Annotated in this window: 14 protein-coding genes; 4 read left to right on the top strand and 10 right to left on the bottom strand. The window is 69.9% G+C overall.

The features are described from left to right. The first annotated feature begins 275 nt into the window (after nt 1-275). The gene (lysA, locus tag FV223_RS01515) at nt 276-1,544 is read left to right on the top strand and encodes a diaminopimelate decarboxylase (protein WP_147725045.1); all 1,269 of its coding nucleotides are present in this window, start codon (nt 276-278) and stop codon (nt 1,542-1,544) included. Nucleotides 1,545-1,559: 15 nt separating this feature from the next. On the opposite strand, the gene FV223_RS01510 is transcribed toward lysA, so the two are convergent. Beyond that, a complete protein-coding gene (locus FV223_RS01510; protein ID WP_147725044.1) occupies nt 1,560-3,032 on the bottom strand; it encodes a SulP family inorganic anion transporter in 1,473 nt (490 codons plus the stop codon). 222 nt (nt 3,033-3,254) lie between these two features. Further along, nucleotides 3,255-4,298, bottom strand: a complete 1,044-nt coding sequence (locus tag FV223_RS01505; protein ID WP_147725042.1) for a low specificity L-threonine aldolase — start codon at nt 4,296-4,298, stop codon at nt 3,255-3,257. 405 nt (nt 4,299-4,703) lie between these two features. Here FV223_RS01505 and rpsU point away from each other — a divergent pair, with 405 nt between their 5' ends. Beyond that, complete coding sequence (rpsU, locus tag FV223_RS01500; protein ID WP_147725040.1) at nt 4,704-5,024, top strand: 30S ribosomal protein S21; 321 nt, start codon at nt 4,704-4,706, stop codon at nt 5,022-5,024. 138 nt (nt 5,025-5,162) lie between these two features. Here rpsU and FV223_RS01495 read toward each other — a convergent pair whose 3' ends face one another. Continuing rightward, nucleotides 5,163-5,555 (bottom strand): response regulator, encoded by a 393-nt coding sequence (locus FV223_RS01495; RefSeq protein WP_147725038.1) that lies wholly within the window; start codon nt 5,553-5,555, stop codon nt 5,163-5,165. Nucleotides 5,556-5,894: 339 nt separating this feature from the next. Between FV223_RS01495 and FV223_RS01490 the strand changes: the two genes are divergently transcribed. Both FV223_RS01490 and FV223_RS01485 read left to right on the top strand, forming a co-directional pair. Next, nucleotides 5,895-6,686: a class II glutamine amidotransferase gene (locus FV223_RS01490; RefSeq protein ID WP_147725036.1), complete on the top strand. Its 792-nt coding sequence runs from the start codon at nt 5,895-5,897 to the stop codon at nt 6,684-6,686. A gap of 117 nt (nt 6,687-6,803) precedes the next feature. Beyond that, the gene (locus FV223_RS01485; RefSeq protein ID WP_147725033.1) at nt 6,804-8,237 is read left to right on the top strand and encodes an NAD-dependent succinate-semialdehyde dehydrogenase; all 1,434 of its coding nucleotides are present in this window, start codon (nt 6,804-6,806) and stop codon (nt 8,235-8,237) included. A gap of 67 nt (nt 8,238-8,304) precedes the next feature. On the opposite strand, the gene FV223_RS01480 is transcribed toward FV223_RS01485, so the two are convergent. The 7 genes from FV223_RS01480 to FV223_RS01445 all read right to left on the bottom strand — a co-directional run bounded on the left by FV223_RS01480 (nt 8,305) and on the right by FV223_RS01445 (nt 16,308). After that, nucleotides 8,305-8,511 carry a SlyX family protein gene (locus tag FV223_RS01480; protein WP_147725031.1) on the bottom strand — a complete coding sequence of 69 codons (207 nt, stop codon included), beginning with the start codon at nt 8,509-8,511 and terminating at the stop codon, nt 8,305-8,307. After that, nucleotides 8,508-9,254, bottom strand: coding sequence for a rhodanese-like domain-containing protein (locus FV223_RS01475; RefSeq protein WP_147725029.1), 747 nt, complete (start codon nt 9,252-9,254; stop codon nt 8,508-8,510). The genes FV223_RS01480 and FV223_RS01475 overlap by 4 nt, the downstream gene beginning before the upstream one ends. Nucleotides 9,255-9,475: 221 nt before the next feature. Next, nucleotides 9,476-12,544, bottom strand: coding sequence for a DNA polymerase I (gene polA, locus FV223_RS01470; RefSeq protein ID WP_147725027.1), 3,069 nt, complete (start codon nt 12,542-12,544; stop codon nt 9,476-9,478). A 31-nt stretch (nt 12,545-12,575) separates the two neighbouring features. Then, nucleotides 12,576-13,223, bottom strand: coding sequence for a HepT-like ribonuclease domain-containing protein (locus FV223_RS31430; RefSeq protein WP_246689569.1), 648 nt, complete (start codon nt 13,221-13,223; stop codon nt 12,576-12,578). A 41-nt stretch (nt 13,224-13,264) separates the two neighbouring features. Next, nucleotides 13,265-14,407, bottom strand: a complete 1,143-nt coding sequence (locus FV223_RS01455; protein WP_147725025.1) for a YihY/virulence factor BrkB family protein — start codon at nt 14,405-14,407, stop codon at nt 13,265-13,267. Nucleotides 14,408-14,517: 110 nt separating this feature from the next. Next, complete coding sequence (locus FV223_RS01450; RefSeq protein WP_147725023.1) at nt 14,518-15,477, bottom strand: hypothetical protein; 960 nt, start codon at nt 15,475-15,477, stop codon at nt 14,518-14,520. 183 nt (nt 15,478-15,660) lie between these two features. Beyond that, nucleotides 15,661-16,308 carry an alpha-ketoglutarate-dependent dioxygenase AlkB gene (locus FV223_RS01445; protein WP_147725021.1) on the bottom strand — a complete coding sequence of 216 codons (648 nt, stop codon included), beginning with the start codon at nt 16,306-16,308 and terminating at the stop codon, nt 15,661-15,663. Nucleotides 16,309-16,317 lie beyond the last annotated feature (9 nt).

Below are 16,317 nucleotides of genomic sequence, written 5' to 3'. Positions count from 1 at the left end.
CGCGGTCCGCGACGGCGACGAGCTGCCGCCCTCCGCGCTCGCCCCGGCCTCCGGCACGGAGGCGCCGGTCGAGACCGGCCGCGGGGCCAAGCGCGGCTATCGCATCCCGAAGGATCCCTTCATCCTCGATCCGCTGCTGTAGCGCGCCGCTCCCGCGCCGGATCGCACGGCGCCCTCGTCTTCCACCCTGCTCTCCCGCCCCGGGGGAGGCTTCCCCGCGGACGGGATCTCGAGCCGAACGGCGGATCTCGACGCTTCCCGGACACGGCCGAACGATGCACCATTTCCAGGATCGCGATGGACGCCTGCACGCCGAGGACGTCGACCTGACGGCCCTGGCCGAGCGGGTCGGGACGCCGTTCTACTGCTACAGCACCGCAACCCTGGAGCGGCACTTCCACGTCTTCGCCGAGGCGTTCTCGGGCGACGACGCGCTGGTCTGCTTCGCCATGAAGGCGAACTCCAACCAGGCCGTGTTGGCGACGCTCGCCCGACGGGGCGCCGGCATGGACATCGTCTCCGAGGGCGAGCTGCTCCGCGCGCTACGGGCCGGGGTCGACGCGCAGAAGATCGTGTTCTCCGGCGTTGGCAAGACCCGCGACGAGATGGCGGCAGCGCTGAAGGCCGGGATCTACTGCTTCAACGTCGAGAGCGAGCCCGAGCTGCTGGCGCTGTCCGAGGTGGCGACCAGCCTCGGGATCGAGGCGCCGGTCTCGATCCGGGTCAATCCCGACATCGACGCGGGCGGCCACGTCAAGATCTCGACGGGCAAGTACGAGAACAAGTTCGGCATCCCGATCACGCGCGCGCCCGCCGTCTACGCCCTGGCGGCGACCCTTCCGGGCCTCGCGATCCACGGCGTCGACATGCATATCGGCAGCCAGATCACCGATCTCGCGCCGTTCGAGAATGCGGCGCGGCTGCTCGCCGGGCTGGCCGGCCGGTTGATCGCCGAGGGCCATCCGATCCGCCACATCGATTTCGGCGGCGGCCTCGGCATCCCCTATCGCGACGACAACGCAGCCCCGCCGGACCCGGCGGCGCTCGCCGCGACGATCCGCCCGCATTTCGCCCCGCTCGGCCTGCGGCCGGTCTTCGAGATCGGCCGGATGATCGCGGGCAATGCCGGCATCCTGGTCACCCGCGTGGTCTACGTGAAGGAAAGCGAGGGCCGCACCTTCGTCATCGTGGATGCCGCGATGAACGACCTGATCCGGCCGACCCTCTACGAGGCCTATCACGCCCTCCGCCCGGTGGAGGCTCCGGCCGCCGACGCGCCGCGCGTGACGGCGGACGTGGTCGGACCGGTCTGCGAGACCGGCGACTATCTCGCCCTGCAGCGCGAGATGCCGCGGGTCGTCGCCGGCGACCTGATCGCGGTGATGACCGCGGGCGCCTACGGAGCGGTCCAAGCCGGCACCTACAACACCCGCCGCCTCGTGCCCGAGGTGCTGGTCAGCGGTTCGCAGGTGGCGATCGTGCGCCCGCGCCAGAGCTACGACGCGCTGATCGGCCTCGACCGGATGCCCGACTGGCTCGCCTGAGCGCCGGCCGTCGCGTCAGTGTCCCGGTGCTGCCATCGCACCGGGCTTGTCGTGGGTGCCGAGGCGTTCGACCAGGGTCGCGCTCGCGCGGTTGAGGCCGACGATCTCGACCGCCCGGCCGTGACGGCGGAACTTCAGCACGACCCGGTCGAGGGCATTGATCGCGGTGATGTCCCAGAAATGCGCCGCCGAAAGGTCGAGCACGATCCGCTCGGCGTCGTCGCGGAAATCGAACGCGCCGTGGAATGCTTCGGCCGTCGCGAAGAACAGCTGCCCGGTGACGACGTAGGTGCGGACCACGCCCTCCCGGCGGCTCTCGACGCGGAAGACGCGGGCGACCTTGCGCGCGAAGAACACGCCCGACAGCAGCACGCCGACGAGGACGCCGCGGGCGAGGTCGTGGGTCGCGACCACCACCGCGACGGTGGCGAGCATCACCACGCTGGACGAGCCCGGGTGCCGGGCGAGATCGCGGATCGAGCGCCAGGAGAAGGTCTGGATCGAGACGAAGATCATCACCGCCACCAGCGCCGCCATCGGGATCTGCCGGACGTAGGCGCCGAGCGCGACGATCATGAACAGCAGGAAGCAGCCCGCCCACAGGCACGACAGGCGACCGCGGGCGCCGGAGGTGACGTTGATCACCGTCTGCCCGATCATGGCGCAGCCGGCCATGCCGCCGAAGAAGCCCGAGACGATGTTGGCGGTGCCCTGGCCGAGGCATTCCCGGCTCTTGTCGCTGCCGGTATCGGTCATCTCGTCGACGATCGCCGCCGTCATCAGCGATTCGAGCAGGCCGACCATGGCGACCGTGGCGGCGTAGGGCAGGATGATTCGCAAGGTCTCGAAGCTCAGAGGGACCTGCGGCGGCAGGAACGAGGGCAGGCTGCTCGGCAGCGCGCCCATGTCGCCGACCGTGCGGATCGGCAGCGCCAGCGCGATCGCGGCGATCGTCAGGAGGACGATGCAGACGAGCGGGGAGGGCACCACCCTGGTGAGGCGCGGAAGGCCGTAGATGATCGCCAGCCCGATCGCGACCATCGCGTAGACGGTCGGACCGCGCCCGATCAGCTCGGGCATCTGAGCGAGGAAGATCAGGATCGCGAGGGCATTGACGAAGCCGGTGATCACCGAGCGCGAGACGAAGCGCATCAGGTCGCCCAGCCGCAGCAGGCCGGCGCCGATCTGGATCAGGCCGGCGAGGATCGAGGCGGCCAGCAGGTATTGCAGGCCGTGCTCGCGCACCAGCCCCGCCATCACCAGGGCGGTGGCGCCGGTGGCGGCCGAGATCATCGCCGGCCGTCCGCCGACGATCGCGGTGGTCACCGCGATGCAGAACGAGGCGTAGAGCCCGACCTGCGGATCGACGCCGGCGATGAGCGAGAAGGCGATCGCCTCCGGAATGAGCGCGAGCGCGACGACGGTGCCGGCGAGGAGCTCGCGCGGCACGTGCGGGGCCCATTCGGCCCGCAAGGTTTGAAAGGTCATGCAAAGGATCCGGCCCGCGCCCGCGGAAGGCAGCGTGCGGGCTCATGAGAGACGGGATTTCGACGGGAGACGGTTCGGCGGCCCAAGCACGATGCCCCGTGGAAACGGGGACCGCGGGGCGTCGCGCGCGCTACGGCGGCGTCATCGATGACGGGCGAACGTCTGCCGGAACCATGAGACCCTGTTAGACAGCGGCACCCGGCCACGCAACCCGCCGCCCGCTCATGCCGGTGCCGCAGCGACGGCGCGCAGATCCGCAACCAGCTCAGCGACGCGCTCACGCTTCGCGTCCCAGGCGAACATGAACCGGGCTCCACCACCGATGAAGGTGTAGAAGCGCCAGCCCCTGCCGCGCAGGCGTTCCATCGTGTCCGCCGGCATCGCCAGGAACACGGCGTTGGCCTGGACCGGGAACATCGGCGCGATGCCAGGCATGTCCGCGACCGCCGCCGCGAAGCCCTGTGCGCAGGCGTTGCCGTGCGCGGCGTTGCTCAGCCACGCCCCGCTCTCCAGCATCCCGACCCAGGGGGCCGAGAGGAAGCGCATCTTCGAGGCGAGCTGCCCCGCCTGCTTGCAACGATAGCCGAAATCCTCAGCCAGTGCGGCCTCGAAGAACACCACCGCCTCGCCGGCATGCATGCCGTTCTTGGTGCCGCCGAAGCAGAGCACGTCGACGCCCGACCGCCACGTCATGTCCGCCGCGCTGCATCCGAGATGGGCGCAGGCGTTGGCGAAGCGGGCCCCGTCCATGTGCAGCGACAGGCCGAGGTCGCGGCAGGTCGCCGAGATCGCCCGCAACTCGGCGAGGGTGTAGACCTGCCCCGTCTCGGTCGGCTGCGTCACCGTCACCACGCGGACCTTCGGGAAGTGGATGTCCTTGCGGTTGGTGGCGAGCGCCCGGATCGCGTCCGGGGTCAGCTTGCCGCTCTCGGTGCGGACCGTGAGCAGCTTCGAGCCGTTCGAGAAGAACTCCGGCGCGCCGCACTCGTCGGTCTCCACGTGGGCGGCATCGGCACAGATCACGCTGTGGTAGGAGCGGCAGAGCGCGGCCAGCGCCAGCGCGTTGGCGGCCGTGCCGTTGAAGGCGAAGAACACCTCGCAGCGGCTCTCGAACAGGGTGCGGAAGGCGTTCGCCGCGCGTGCCGTCCAGGCATCCTCGCCGTAGGCCGGCGCATGCCCGGCATTGGCGGCCGCCATCGCCGCCCAGGCTTCCGGGCAGATGCCGGAATAGTTGTCGCTGGCGAATTGCTGCGCGTCGTCGGTCATCGCTGTCTCTCACCCGTCATGAGCGTCCCTTCGCCAGCCCTGCCGGGACGGGTCCGGCCTGGGATGTCATACCCGACTTAGGACGGCATTGCAGGAGCCGGGCCGGATTGCTGCGCCCGGCATGTCCTGTGCGGGCGGACGACGGCCTTCCCCCCCTGCGTCCGCGCGGTCACACCGCACGCGGATCGACGTCGCGTCACCAATCCGGTTGGAACTCGCGGGCGCTTGGTGTAAGAGCCTGCCCAAGGTGCAGATTTGGTGCCGAATCGAGACGGTCCGAACCGCGTCCCGCCCGGGCGATCCCCGGGTCCGGGGCGCTGTCGGTTTCCCGCAACGCTCGCGGGCGTCACGCTGACCGCGCCGACCGAATGCCACGTTCAAACCGGTTCTAGAGGATCCACTCCGTTGCAGGTACTCGTTCGCGATAACAACGTCGATCAGGCGCTCCGCGTCCTCAAGAAGAAGATGCAGCGCGAAGGCATCTTCCGCGAGATGAAGCAGCGCAAGGCCTACGAGAAGCCGTCCGTGCGCAAGGCGCGCGAGAAGGCCGAGGCGGTCCGTCGCGCCCGCAAGCAGGCCCGCAAGACCGCGATCCGCGAGGGCCTGATCGCTGCTCCGAAGCCGAAGCCCCGTTTCGGCGCCGGCGCCCCCCGTCGTCCCGGCTTCCCGTCGATGACCCCGTCCGCTCCGGCCGGCGGCGCTCCGGCGGCTTCCGCCGCCGAGTAAGACGATCCGGGCCGCGAGGCCCGTCGATCGCGATCCTCGAAAAAGGCCCGGCCGCCCTTGCGGTCCGGGCTTTTTTCGTTCGTGAGAGGATCCCGGACGACGCCGCGTGCGCCGTCCTCGTATCGGACCGGAACGCGCTCAGGCGGCGCGGGCGGCTTCCGTCGCGTGCTCGGCCTGGACCAGCACGTCGAGGGCGCGCCACGGCTTCTGCATGAACACCGCCTGCGCCGGCATCCTCGCATCGCCGCCGGCATCGTAGCCCGAGGTCACCACCACCCGCACGTCCGGCCAGCGGCGCTCGACGGTGCGGGCGAGCGCGAGCCCATCCATGGCGCCCGGCAGGCGGATGTCGGCGAAGAGCAGCGCGACGGTGACGTCGTCGCGCTCCAGGATCGAGATCGCGGCCTCCGCGCTATCGCAGGCGATCACCCCGAGGTCGGTCTCCTCGAGCACGGCGGCGGCGAGGTTGCGGACCGCGGCATCGTCCTCGACGACGAGGGCGACCGGACAGGGGGAGGGGGCGCGGTCCATGGGACCTCCTTCACGAGATGTTGCGGATGCGGGTTCGATGCCTGACCGGCGACGCGACCTCATGCGTGGGGCGCTGATTCCCGGATGAGCCATGCTGCGCCGTCCGAAGCCGGGTAACAAGAGTCTGAATTCGTCTCAAGCGCATGCCTGCGTTGCGACCGGTTTGGCGAGGATCCGTTCAGGAGCGCACAAACTCCGTGCATGCTGCAGTGCGTTAGCGAACTGTTCATCATCGACAACGAAATGTTACGGTTCGGCGACGGCGCGGCACCGGGCTTGCCCGAGGGCAGACTGGGTAAGGTTCGCGCCAGCGCGATCAGCAAGAGGTTGGCCCCAACCATGTGCCGCTTCCTGGCCTATAGCGGTGAGCCGGTTTTCCTGTCGGACCTCGTCTGCGCGCCGACGCACTCGCTCGTGCATCAATCGTTGCACGCCGAGCAGGGGAAGACCGAGACCAACGGCGACGGCTTCGGCCTCGGTTGGTACGGCGAACGACCGGAGCCGGGCATCTATCGCGACATCTCGCCCGCCTGGTCGGACGAGAACCTCGTCAACCTGTGCGGGCAGGTCCGCGCCCGGACCTTCTTCGCGCACGTGCGCGCCTCCACCGGGACGGCGACCGCGCGGACCAACTGCCACCCCTTCGTGAACGGCCGGCACCTGTTCATGCACAACGGTCAGATCGGCGGATACCTGCGGATCAAGCGCCGCCTCGAGGCGCTGATCCCGGACGCCCTGTACGACGGGCGTCGCGGCAGCACCGACTCCGAGGCCCTTTTCCTGCTCGCCCTCTCCAACGGCCTTGCCGAGGACCCGATCGGCGCCATGGCCGAGACCTTGGCCACCGTGCGCGACCTGATGAAGGCGGCCGGCATCACCGAGCCGCTGCGCTTCACCGCGCTGCTGACCGACGGCGACGAGCTCATCGCCTATCGGTGGGCCTGCGATGCGCGGCCCCCGAGCCTGTACTATCGCCAGACCGAGGCCGGCCTGGTCGTGGTCTCCGAGCCGATCGACGGCGCCAAGGACGGCTGGCAGGTCGTGCCGAAGGGCGGCACGCTGCGCGCGCGCCGCGGCGGCCCCGTCACGGTGAAGGGCCCGGAGCCGGTCAAGCGCAGCATCGCCGCCTGAGCCGGACATCCCGGCCGGTTCGTTCCCGCCGGCGCCTTGCCCCCGGCGGCGTCGAGCGCGACATTGCCTCGGTCGCCGGCCCATCGCGGCCGGCCGGGCAGGGATCGCAGGGCCGACATGTATCCGGACGTGACGCTTCACATCGCCGGCGCCTGGGTCGCCGGCTCGGGCGGCGAGACGCTGCCGGTGCTCAACCCCGCCACCGGCGAGACCATCGGGCGATGCGCCGTCGCCACCCGGGACGACCTCGACCGGGCGCTCGAGGCCGCCGCGCGCGGCTTCGCGCAGTGGCGCAAGGTCTCGGCCTTCGATCGCGGCAAGGTGCTGCGCCGGGCCGCCGACCTGCTGCGGGAGCGCGCCGACGCCATCGCCCGGATCATGACGCTGGAGCAGGGCAAGCCCCTCGCCGAGGCGCGCATCGAGACGATGGCCGCGGCAGACGTCACCGACTGGTTCGCCGAGGAAGGCAAGCGCGCCTACGGCCGGGTGATCCCGCCCCGCGGCGACGGGATGCTGCAGTTCGTGGTGCGCGAGCCGGTCGGGCCGGTGGCCTGCTTCACCCCGTGGAATTTCCCGATCAACCAGGCCGTCCGCAAGATCGCCGCCGCGCTCTGCACCGGCAACCCGGTGATCCTCAAGGGCCCCGAGGACACGCCGGCGAGCTGCGCCGAGCTGGTGCGCGCCTACCTCGATGCCGGCGTGCCGGGCGATTGCCTCGCGCTGGTCTACGGCGATCCGGCGACGATCTCGTCGTACCTGATCCCGCATCCGGTGATCCGGAAGATCTCGTTCACCGGCTCGACCGTGGTCGGCAAGCAGCTCGCGGCCCTGGCCGGCCAGCACATGAAGCGGGCGACGATGGAGCTCGGCGGCCACGCGCCGGCGATCGTCTTCGGCGATGCCGATGTCGAGAAGGCGGTGGCGGTTCTCGGCGCCAACAAGTTCCGCAACGCCGGCCAGGTCTGCGTCGCGCCGACCCGCTTCCTCGTCCACGATTCGGTGTTCGACCGCTTCGTCGACGGCTTCACCGACCTCGCCTCCAACCTGAAGGTCGGCGACGGCCTCGATCCCGAGACGAAGATGGGCCCACTGATCCACGGGCGGCGCCTGGAGGCGATGGAGGCGCTGGTCGCCGATGCCAACGCGCAGGGCGCCACGCTGCGCACCGGCGGCAAGCGCATCGGCAACCGCGGCAACTTCTTCGAGCCGACGGTGCTGACCGACCTGCCGCTGACGTCCCGGATCATGAACGAGGAGCCGTTCGGCCCCGTCGCGGCGATCCAGCGCTTCTCCGACGACGCGGAAGCCTACGCGGAGGCCAACCGCCTGCCCTACGGCTTGGCGGCCTACGCCTACACCCGCTCGTCGGAGCGGGCGACGCGGGTGTCGAGCATGGTCGAGAGCGGCATGGTCTCGATTAACCACCACGGCATCGCCCTGCCGGAGACGCCCTTCGGCGGGGTCAAGGAATCCGGCTACGGCAGCGAGGGCGGCTCCGAAGCACTGGACGGCTACCTCGCCACCAAGTTCGTCACGCAGGCGAATTTCTAGGCCTCGAAGGCAGGTTCACCGCGTCTTCTCTCCCCCCTGCGGGGGAGGGAAGGGCGCGCTGATGCCCTCAATAATGCGGCGGCGGGGGCTCGGCGCCGCCGGCAGCCGTGCGAGCGCCCGCCTCTTCGACGCGCTCGATCAGCGATTCCACCTGCCGCCGCAGCCGGTCGATCAGCCGCCACTGCTCGGTGACGGTGCGGTTGAGGTCGTCGATGGTCGCGTCCTGCTCGGTGAGGCGCATCTCAAGATGATCGATGCGGGCGGACTCGCTCATCGCAGGGCCTCCGGCGGATGGTCGGGCCGCTCGGCCAGCGCCGGCCCCAGCGCGATGCGGCCGTCGAAGACGAAGCAGTCGCCGGTCCAGCGGCTCTCGGCCTCCGGCACGGTCTCGAGGTATTTCAGGATGCCGCCCTGGAGCAGATGGACGTGCGCGAACCCGCGCGCCTTGAGGTAGGCGCCGGCCTTCTCGCAGCGGATGCCGCCGGTGCAGAACAGCGCCAATTCCGCACCGGGATCGAGCGTCTCCGCGAACGCGCGAAACTCGCCGAAGCGCGACAGCCCCGGATCGACCGCGCCCGCGAACGTGCCGAGCGCCACCTCGAACCGGTTGCGGGTGTCGACCGCCACCACCCCTGGCCGGTCGAGCAGCGCGTTCCAGTCCTCGGGCGCGACGTAGGTCCCGACCCCGTCGGCCGGGTCGGTGGCGCCGCCGTCGAAGGTCACGATCTCCGGCTTGCGCTTCACCTTCATCCGCGCGAACGGCGGTGCCTCGGCCGTCGACAGCTTGCATTCGAGCCGATCGAGGCGGCCGCCGAACAGGTCGGGCCCGTTCAGGGCGGCGAGGAACGCCGCGATCGCCTCGGCCGAGCCTGCCACCGTGCCGTTGATGCCTTCGTGCGCCAGCAGGAGCGTGCCGGCCAGGCCGAGGTCTTTGCACAAGCCCTCGATCACCGGCGCGAGCGTTGCGGCATCGGGGAGGGGGACGAACTGGTAGAGGGTGGCGACGGTTTGGGGCATGGCGCGGGTTTAACAGGGCCTCGCTATCCGGGGAATTCACACGCGGTCCGCCATTCCCGTCCTCGACTCATCTTGAGGTGCCCGCGTCAGCGGACCTCGAAGGGGGCCACCAGAACCCTCGGTGCGACCTGGAGGCCCCCGCTGGGCTTCGACGCCTCAGGATGCGGTGGTTTGACGGGAGGTCTGAAGCTCGATCCGTCGACGACCGGGTGAGCCCCCGCTCAATGCGCCTCCTCCCAGTTCTCGGCCGCCCGCGCCTCGACCACCAGCGGCACGTGGAGCGTGAGCGCCGGAGCCGGCGCCTCTTCCATGATGTGCTTGATCACCGGGATCGCGCGATCCACCTCGGCCTCGTTCGTCTCGAACACCAGCTCGTCGTGCACCTGCAGCAGCATGCGGACGTTCAGGCGCTCGGCGGTGAGCGCCGCCTCCATCCGTGTCATCGCCCGGCGGATGATGTCGGCGGCGGTGCCCTGGATCGGAGCGTTGATCGCCTGGCGCTCGACGCTGGCGCGCTCGGACGGGTTGTTGGAGCGGATCTGCGGGTAGTGGCAGACGCGGCCGAACAGGGTCGTGACGTAGCCCTTGTCGCGGCAGGCGCGCTTGGTGGTGTCGATGTAGTCGCGGATGCCGGGGAAGCGCTCGAAATACTGCTTGATGAACAGGCTCGCCTCCTCGCGGCCGATGCCGAGGCGGTCGGCGAGCCCGAAGGCCGAGATGCCGTAGATGATGCCGAAGTTGATGGTCTTGGCCCGCCGCCGCAGGTCCGGCGTCATCTCGGAGAGCGGCACGCCGAACATGGCGCTCGCGGTCGCTGCATGGATGTCGATGCCGTCGGCGAAGGCCTGCCGCAGCTGCGGGATGTCGGCCATGTGGGCGAGCAGGCGCAGCTCGATCTGGCTGTAGTCGGCCGAGATCAGGCGGTTGCCGGGGTCGGCGACGAAGGCGCGGCGGATGCGGCGGCCCTCCTCGGTGCGGATCGGGATGTTCTGCAGGTTCGGGTCCGAGGAGGACAGCCGTCCGGTGGTGGTGGCGGCGAGCGAGAACGAGGTGTGGACCCGGTTGGTGTCGCGGTCGGCGTGCTCTTGCAGCGAGTCGGTGTAGGTCGACTTCAGCTTGGCGAGCTGGCGCCAGTTGAGGATCTTCTTCGGAAGGTCGTGCCCGGCCTGGGCCAGCTCCTCGAGCAGGGTCGCAGGGGTGGCCCATTGGCCGGACGGCGTCTTCTTGGCACCGGGCAGGCCCATCTTGCCGAACAGGATGTCGCCGATCTGCTTCGGCGAGGAAACCTGGAAGCGCTCGCCGGCATCCTCCTGGATCTCCTCCTCGAGACGCGCCAGGATCTGCGAGAAGTCGCCCGACAGCCGCGAGAGCATGTTGCGGTCGACGCGAATGCCGTGCTGCTCCATCCGGGCGATCACCGCGATCAGGGGCCGTTCCAGGGTCTCGTAGACGGCGAGCCGCCGCTCGGCGACGAGGCGGGGCTTCATCATCCGCCACAGCCGCAGCGTCACGTCGGCATCCTCGGCCGCGTAGGCGGTGGCCCGGTCGAGCGGCACCCGGTCGAAGGTGACCTTGGCCTTGCCGGTGCCGGCCACGTCCGAGAAGGTGATCGGCTGGTGGCCGAGATGGCGCTTGGCGAGTTCGTCCATGCCGTGCCCGCCCTTGCCGGCATCGAGCACGTAGGAGATCAGCATGGTGTCGTCACACGGCGCCACGGTGATGCCGTAGCGCTGGAACACGAGCCAATCGTATTTCAGGTTCTGCGCCACCTTGAGCACGCTCGGGCTCTCGAGCAGCGGCCTCAGCCGACTGAGCGCGGCGTCGCGGTCGATCTGCGAAGGCAGCGCCTCCACGAGATCGGACGCCGTCGCCCCGCCGCCGAACAGGTCGTCGGCGTTCGGCGCGGCCTCGACCGCGCGGACATGGGCGAGGGGGATGTAGGCGGCGCGCCCCGGCGCGACGCAGAGCGACACGCCGACGAGGTGGGCGTGGTGCGCATCGAGCGAGTCGGTCTCGGTGTCGACTGCGATCACGCCGACCTCGTGCGCTTCGGCGATCCAGGCATTGAGATGCTCGAGCGAGAGGATCGTCTCGTAGGCGCTGGTGTCGAACGGCTTGCTCGCCTCCGCCGCGCGCGCCGCGACGAGGTTCGACGGCGTCGGATCGGACGGGCCCCGGGCTTTGGGCGCGGCGTCCGGCAGGCCGAGATCGGCGAAGGGGTCGATCTCGGCGCCATTCCCGGCCGCGGCTGCGGCGTCGGAGAAGGGGGCGTCGTCGCCCGGGACATGGCCCGGGAGCAGGCGCGGATCGGGCTTCACCGCTTCCGGGTCGACATGCAGCATCGCGGCGATGCGCCGGGTCAGCGTGTTGAACTCCATCGCCTTGAGGAAGCCGACGAGCTTTTCCGGGTCGGGCTTGGGCAGGCGCAGGTCGTCGAGCGCCACCGGCACGTCGACGTCCTCGACCAGGGCCACGAGCCGGCGCGAGAGCCGCGCCTGCTCGATGCCGGCGAGCAGCATCTCGCGGCGCTTGGGCTGCTTGATCTCGCCCGCCCGCTCCAGGAGCTGCTCGAGGCTGCCGTATTCCTTGATCAAGGCCGCCGCGGTCTTCAGGCCGATGCCGGGCACGCCGGGCACGTTGTCGGAGGTGTCGCCGATCAGCGCCAGCGCGTCGCCGATCTGGTTCGGCTGCAGGCCTTCCCACTTGGCGACGATCGCCGCCTCGTCGAGGTTGCGCTCGGGGCGGTGGCCCGGCTTGCCCTTGGAACCGGATTCGAAATCGTAGAACCGAACCAGCGGCCCGACGAGCTGCATCAGGTCCTTGTCGGACGAGACGATGATGACGCCGGCGCCCCGCGCCTCGGCCTGCCGGGCATAGGTGGCGATCAGGTCGTCGGCCTCGTAGCGCTCCATCTCGATCGCATGCAGGCCGAAGGCGCGCACCGCGTCGCGCATCAGCGGCATCTGCCGCTTCAGGTCGTCCGGCGCGTCGGGGCGGTGGCCCTTGTAGTCGGAGTAGAGCTCCTTGCGGAACGAGCCCTCCGACTTGTCGAAGACGATGCCGAGATGGGTCGGGCAGATGCCGGCCGCGCCCTCCTGAACAAACTGCGCGATCTTGGTGCAGAACAGCCGCACGGCTCCGGTCGGCAGCCCGTCCGAGGGCCGAAAGTTGAATTTCTCCGGCTGGTTTATCGCCTGGAAGTAGGCCCGGAAGATGAACGACGAGCCGTCCACCAGGATCACCTGATCGCCGGGGCCGACGGGGGAGGCGGTTTCGTTTTCAGCGCTCATCGGCCGCTCGTAGCTGGAACGAAGCGGCGCGTCATCCGGACGTGCCTGGTGCGTCGGCACGCTGAAGCTCCGCCACGCACATGGCCAGCAGTTCGGGCAGACGCTCCTGCACGGTCCGCCAGATCTGGAGCGGCAACACGTTCGCATATTCGTGCCGGTAGATATTCCCGGCGCTTGAAACTTGCTGCCAGGGGATATGCGGATGCCGGTCTTTCGTCGCTGTATCGACGCGTCGACTGACTTCCGAAATAATCTCGAGACAGCGGGTCACGGCATAGATGGTCCGTCGATCCTGCTCGAATTTCGCAGCGTCCATTCCACCGATGAAGTCGAAGGCGGCCTCGACGTTCTCACGAATGCCGAGGCATGCCTCGCGGCCACGCCTAGAAAGCATGGACGGCCTCTCGTTCTGCTTCAGGCTTGACATGCGCCTTGAGCATTTTGCGATTGGACACATCCCGGATATCGGAAACAGGTCGCCGATGAAGTGAATCACCCCGACATAATCGAAGACATCGCGCACGGCGGCCTCGTCGATCTCGATCATCACGTCGAGGTCGCTGCCTGCATGGTTCTCGCCCCGCGCGACCGAGCCGAACACCGCGGCATGCCGCACGCCGAGGCGTTGCAGCTCCGGCTCATGCGCACGCAGGATGTCGATGGCGGCGTCGCGATCCATGGACCGACCCTACCGCGGATCCGACCTTCGCGGAACGCGCCTCAGGTCGCAGCCCCCACCGTATCCGCCATCTTCGCCCGCCGCGTGCCGAGCGGCTGCGGCGCCCCGACCGTGGTGTCGTGGACGGTCTGGTGCTCCATCTCGGCATTCACCTCCGCGCCGAGCAGCACGATCACCGTCGAGATCCAGATCCAGGTCATGAACCCGATCACGGCGCCGAGCGAGCCGTAGGTGTCGTTGTACTTGCCGAAGTTCGCCACGTACCACGAGAAGCCGAGGGAGCCGGCGAGCCAGGCGAAGGCGGCGATCGCGCTGCCCCACGTCACCCAGCGCCAGCGCGGCGCGTCGCGGCAGGGGCCGTAGCGGTAGAGCAGGGCGAGGCCGCCGAGGACGGCGACGAACAGGGCGGGCCAGCGCAGCAGCGCCAAGTACCACGCGTCCGCCGACAGCCCGACCGTGTTGAACACCACCGGCAACACCACGATCGCCCCGAGCGCCAGGATGATGAACAGCAGTGCGCCCGCGGTGAAGGCGAGGGACCGCAGGTTCAGCCAGACGAAGTTTCGCGTCTCGCGCTCCTCGTAGACGATGTTGAGCGCGTCGAAGACCGCCTTCATGCCGCCGTTGGCGCTCCAGACCGAGAGCAGGATGCCGGTGAAGAACGTGACGCCGAGGGTCGTGTCGCCCTTGGCCGCGATGCGCTTGACCTGCTCGCCGACGATGTCGATCGCGCCGGAGGGCATCACCCCCTGGAGGCTGGCGAGGTGGTCGTTGATCGTGGCGACGTCGGCGAAGAGGCCGTAGCAGGACACCAGCGCCGCCACGGCCGGGAAGATCGCGAGCAGAACGTAGAAGGTGACGCCGGCCGCGACCGAGACCAGGCGATTCTCCTTCAGGTCGCGGAACACGCGCAGCCCGACATCCTTCCAGCCGCTTTTGGGTATTTCGGAGGGGGTGCTCGCCTGCCGGCCGCGGTCCGACTCGGTTTGCGCCACCGCCCGGGCGTCGCCGCCGGAATGCGAGGGCGAGGGCGCACGGGGACCGTCCGGGGCCGGCGCGGGCCGGTCTCCACCGCGCCGATACGGCAGCGCGGCGATGCCGACGAGGGTGGCGGCGAGCGCCAGCGTCCACACGGCGGAATGGCGCTCGTCCAGTCCGTCTGCGCTATGGTTTCGGTCGGTCATCAATGGTCCCGTCGCGATGGCCGTCTACGAGACGGCGCGTCGCGACGACAACCGGTGGTCGCAAGGAGTGGTTTCCTCGGACGACGGGCGAATTCTCAGGCTGCCCCGTGCTATTTCACCTGAACACTGTCCACGACCTCGCGAAATTTGGCGAGCGTGCCTTCGCGCTGGTCCTCGCGCACCACCCCGAGGGCGCGGAGATAGCCGTCCGGCGCGAAGCGGATCGTCTGGGAGACGACGACCGGCGTGTTCGTCGGCATGTCGGTGGCGCGCGCCACGATCTCGTGCCAATCGGTTCCGTTCGAGCGGTAGCTCTGCGAGCGCTCGATCACGAAATCCTTCATGGTCTGGTTGGAGTACAGCGCGGCCTTGGCGAAGCCGTCGCGCTGCTCGGCCGTCGGCGGCTGCTGCACCGCCTGAGCCAGAACCAGGATCGGCTGCTCGAGGTTGCTCATCTGGTCCTTCGGCCCCTGCGTCAGCAGAACCGAGTTGCCGGCGAGCACGCGCAGCGGGCGGAACCCCGCCGGATCGGCGATGCGGAAGGGCAGCGCGTCGACCTGCTGCGCCAGCGTCAGCGCCGGCCGGATTGTCACGCCGGTGACGAGGCTGCGCATGGTCTTCTCGGTCTCGGCATCGGGCAGCGCCTGCCCGATGATCAGGCCGGTGACGGTCGGATCGCCGACGAGCAGCAGCCACTTGCGGACCGTCGGCGTGGCGCTGCCCGGTTCGCCCGGCTGCGAGCCGGTGAACAGCATGCCGTCGGCCTCGCCGATCTTCACCGGCTCGCGGGTCTCGACGGCGAAGCCCTGGTTCTTCAGGTTGGCGTCGGTGAAGGTCTGCACGAGGTCGGCGAAGGCGGTCGCCGGCAGCTCGACCACCGAGAGCGTCGCCCCGCCCTCCTTGCGCTCGAAGCCGGAGAAGCGGCGCGAGGGCGACATGTCGGAGGGCGGCTCGAACCCGAAGCGCGAGCCCGCGGGATAGATCGGCTCGGCGGCCGACGCCGGCCCCGCATCGAAGCCGAGCACCAGGGCAAGCAGCGCGAGGGCGGACAGACGGGGGCGCAGGCGCATCGAACCAGGATCTCCACAATCCGGAATGGCGCCGGACCGGATGCGATGCGTCGGCCCGCGGCCGGGTCCTGTCAAGCGGACGCGTTCACGCGTCTACCCGGATGCCGGACCTGCGGGCCTTGGAGCGAACTTCGAACCAGGCGCCTGTCTCCATGAGTGCGCATCAACCCGGGCCCTTCGCGTTCAAGGCGCCCTCGTCACCCGCCGCAGGGTCAGGTTGCAGCGGCCGCCCGGGGGCAGGAAGGGCGGGTCCGGGTCTTCCGCCACCGACAGCAGGTCGCCGCCCGCGACGATGCGGTCGACGCCGTGGTGGATGAGGCGGGAGGGGCCGCCGATCACCAGGGCGTCGCCGGCTGTCAGGCGGATCGAGCGGGTCGGGTCGGAGCGCTTCGGGCCGCCGTAGCGGAACACCGCCGCCGCGCCCAGCGACAGGGACACGACCGGGGCCGTCAGGTCGTCCTCGTCGCGGTCCTGGTGCAGGCCCATGCGGGCGCCCGTCGCGTAGAGGTTGATCAGGCAGGCCTCGGGCGGGCGGGGATGATCGGCGAGCGCGTCCCAGGCGGCGCGTGCGGTCGCGGGCATCGCCGGCCAGGGGTCGCCGGTCTCGGGATGATCCGGCTGGTAGCGGTATCCGGCGACGTCCGAGACCCAGCCGAGCGGGCCGGCATTCGACATCCGCACCGAGAACGGTTTTCCCGTGCGCGGCATCCGCGGCGTGAACGGCGGCGCGGCCGCCAGCACGGTCGCGATCTCGTCGGAGAGGCGCCGCCGGGCGGCCGCATCGAGCCAGCCGGGATGGTGGATCAGGCCCGGCGCGAGTTCGACCGCCACGCGCTGCGC

It is taken from the genome of Methylobacterium sp. WL116 (assembly GCF_008039455.1).
In the GTDB taxonomy this organism is placed as follows: Bacteria; Pseudomonadota; Alphaproteobacteria; order Rhizobiales; family Beijerinckiaceae; genus Methylobacterium.
Note: the sequence above shows the minus strand (reverse complement) of the source record. Positions and strands in the feature narration are given on the sequence as shown.

Coding starts and splice junctions, on each gene's coding strand:
- lysA (WP_147725045.1), top strand. CDS start 276: ATGCACCATTTCCAGGATCGCGATGGACGCCTGCACGCCGAGGACGTC.
- FV223_RS01510 (WP_147725044.1), bottom strand. CDS start 3,032: ATGACCTTTCAAACCTTGCGGGCCGAATGGGCCCCGCACGTGCCGCGC.
- FV223_RS01505 (WP_147725042.1), bottom strand. CDS start 4,298: ATGACCGACGACGCGCAGCAATTCGCCAGCGACAACTATTCCGGCATC.
- FV223_RS01495 (WP_147725038.1), bottom strand. CDS start 5,555: ATGGACCGCGCCCCCTCCCCCTGTCCGGTCGCCCTCGTCGTCGAGGAC.
- FV223_RS01490 (WP_147725036.1), top strand. CDS start 5,895: ATGTGCCGCTTCCTGGCCTATAGCGGTGAGCCGGTTTTCCTGTCGGAC.
- FV223_RS01485 (WP_147725033.1), top strand. CDS start 6,804: ATGTATCCGGACGTGACGCTTCACATCGCCGGCGCCTGGGTCGCCGGC.
- FV223_RS01480 (WP_147725031.1), bottom strand. CDS start 8,511: ATGAGCGAGTCCGCCCGCATCGATCATCTTGAGATGCGCCTCACCGAG.
- FV223_RS01475 (WP_147725029.1), bottom strand. CDS start 9,254: ATGCCCCAAACCGTCGCCACCCTCTACCAGTTCGTCCCCCTCCCCGAT.
- polA (WP_147725027.1), bottom strand. CDS start 12,544: ATGAGCGCTGAAAACGAAACCGCCTCCCCCGTCGGCCCCGGCGATCAG.
- FV223_RS31430 (WP_246689569.1), bottom strand. CDS start 13,223: ATGGATCGCGACGCCGCCATCGACATCCTGCGTGCGCATGAGCCGGAG.
- FV223_RS01455 (WP_147725025.1), bottom strand. CDS start 14,407: ATGACCGACCGAAACCATAGCGCAGACGGACTGGACGAGCGCCATTCC.
- FV223_RS01450 (WP_147725023.1), bottom strand. CDS start 15,477: ATGCGCCTGCGCCCCCGTCTGTCCGCCCTCGCGCTGCTTGCCCTGGTG.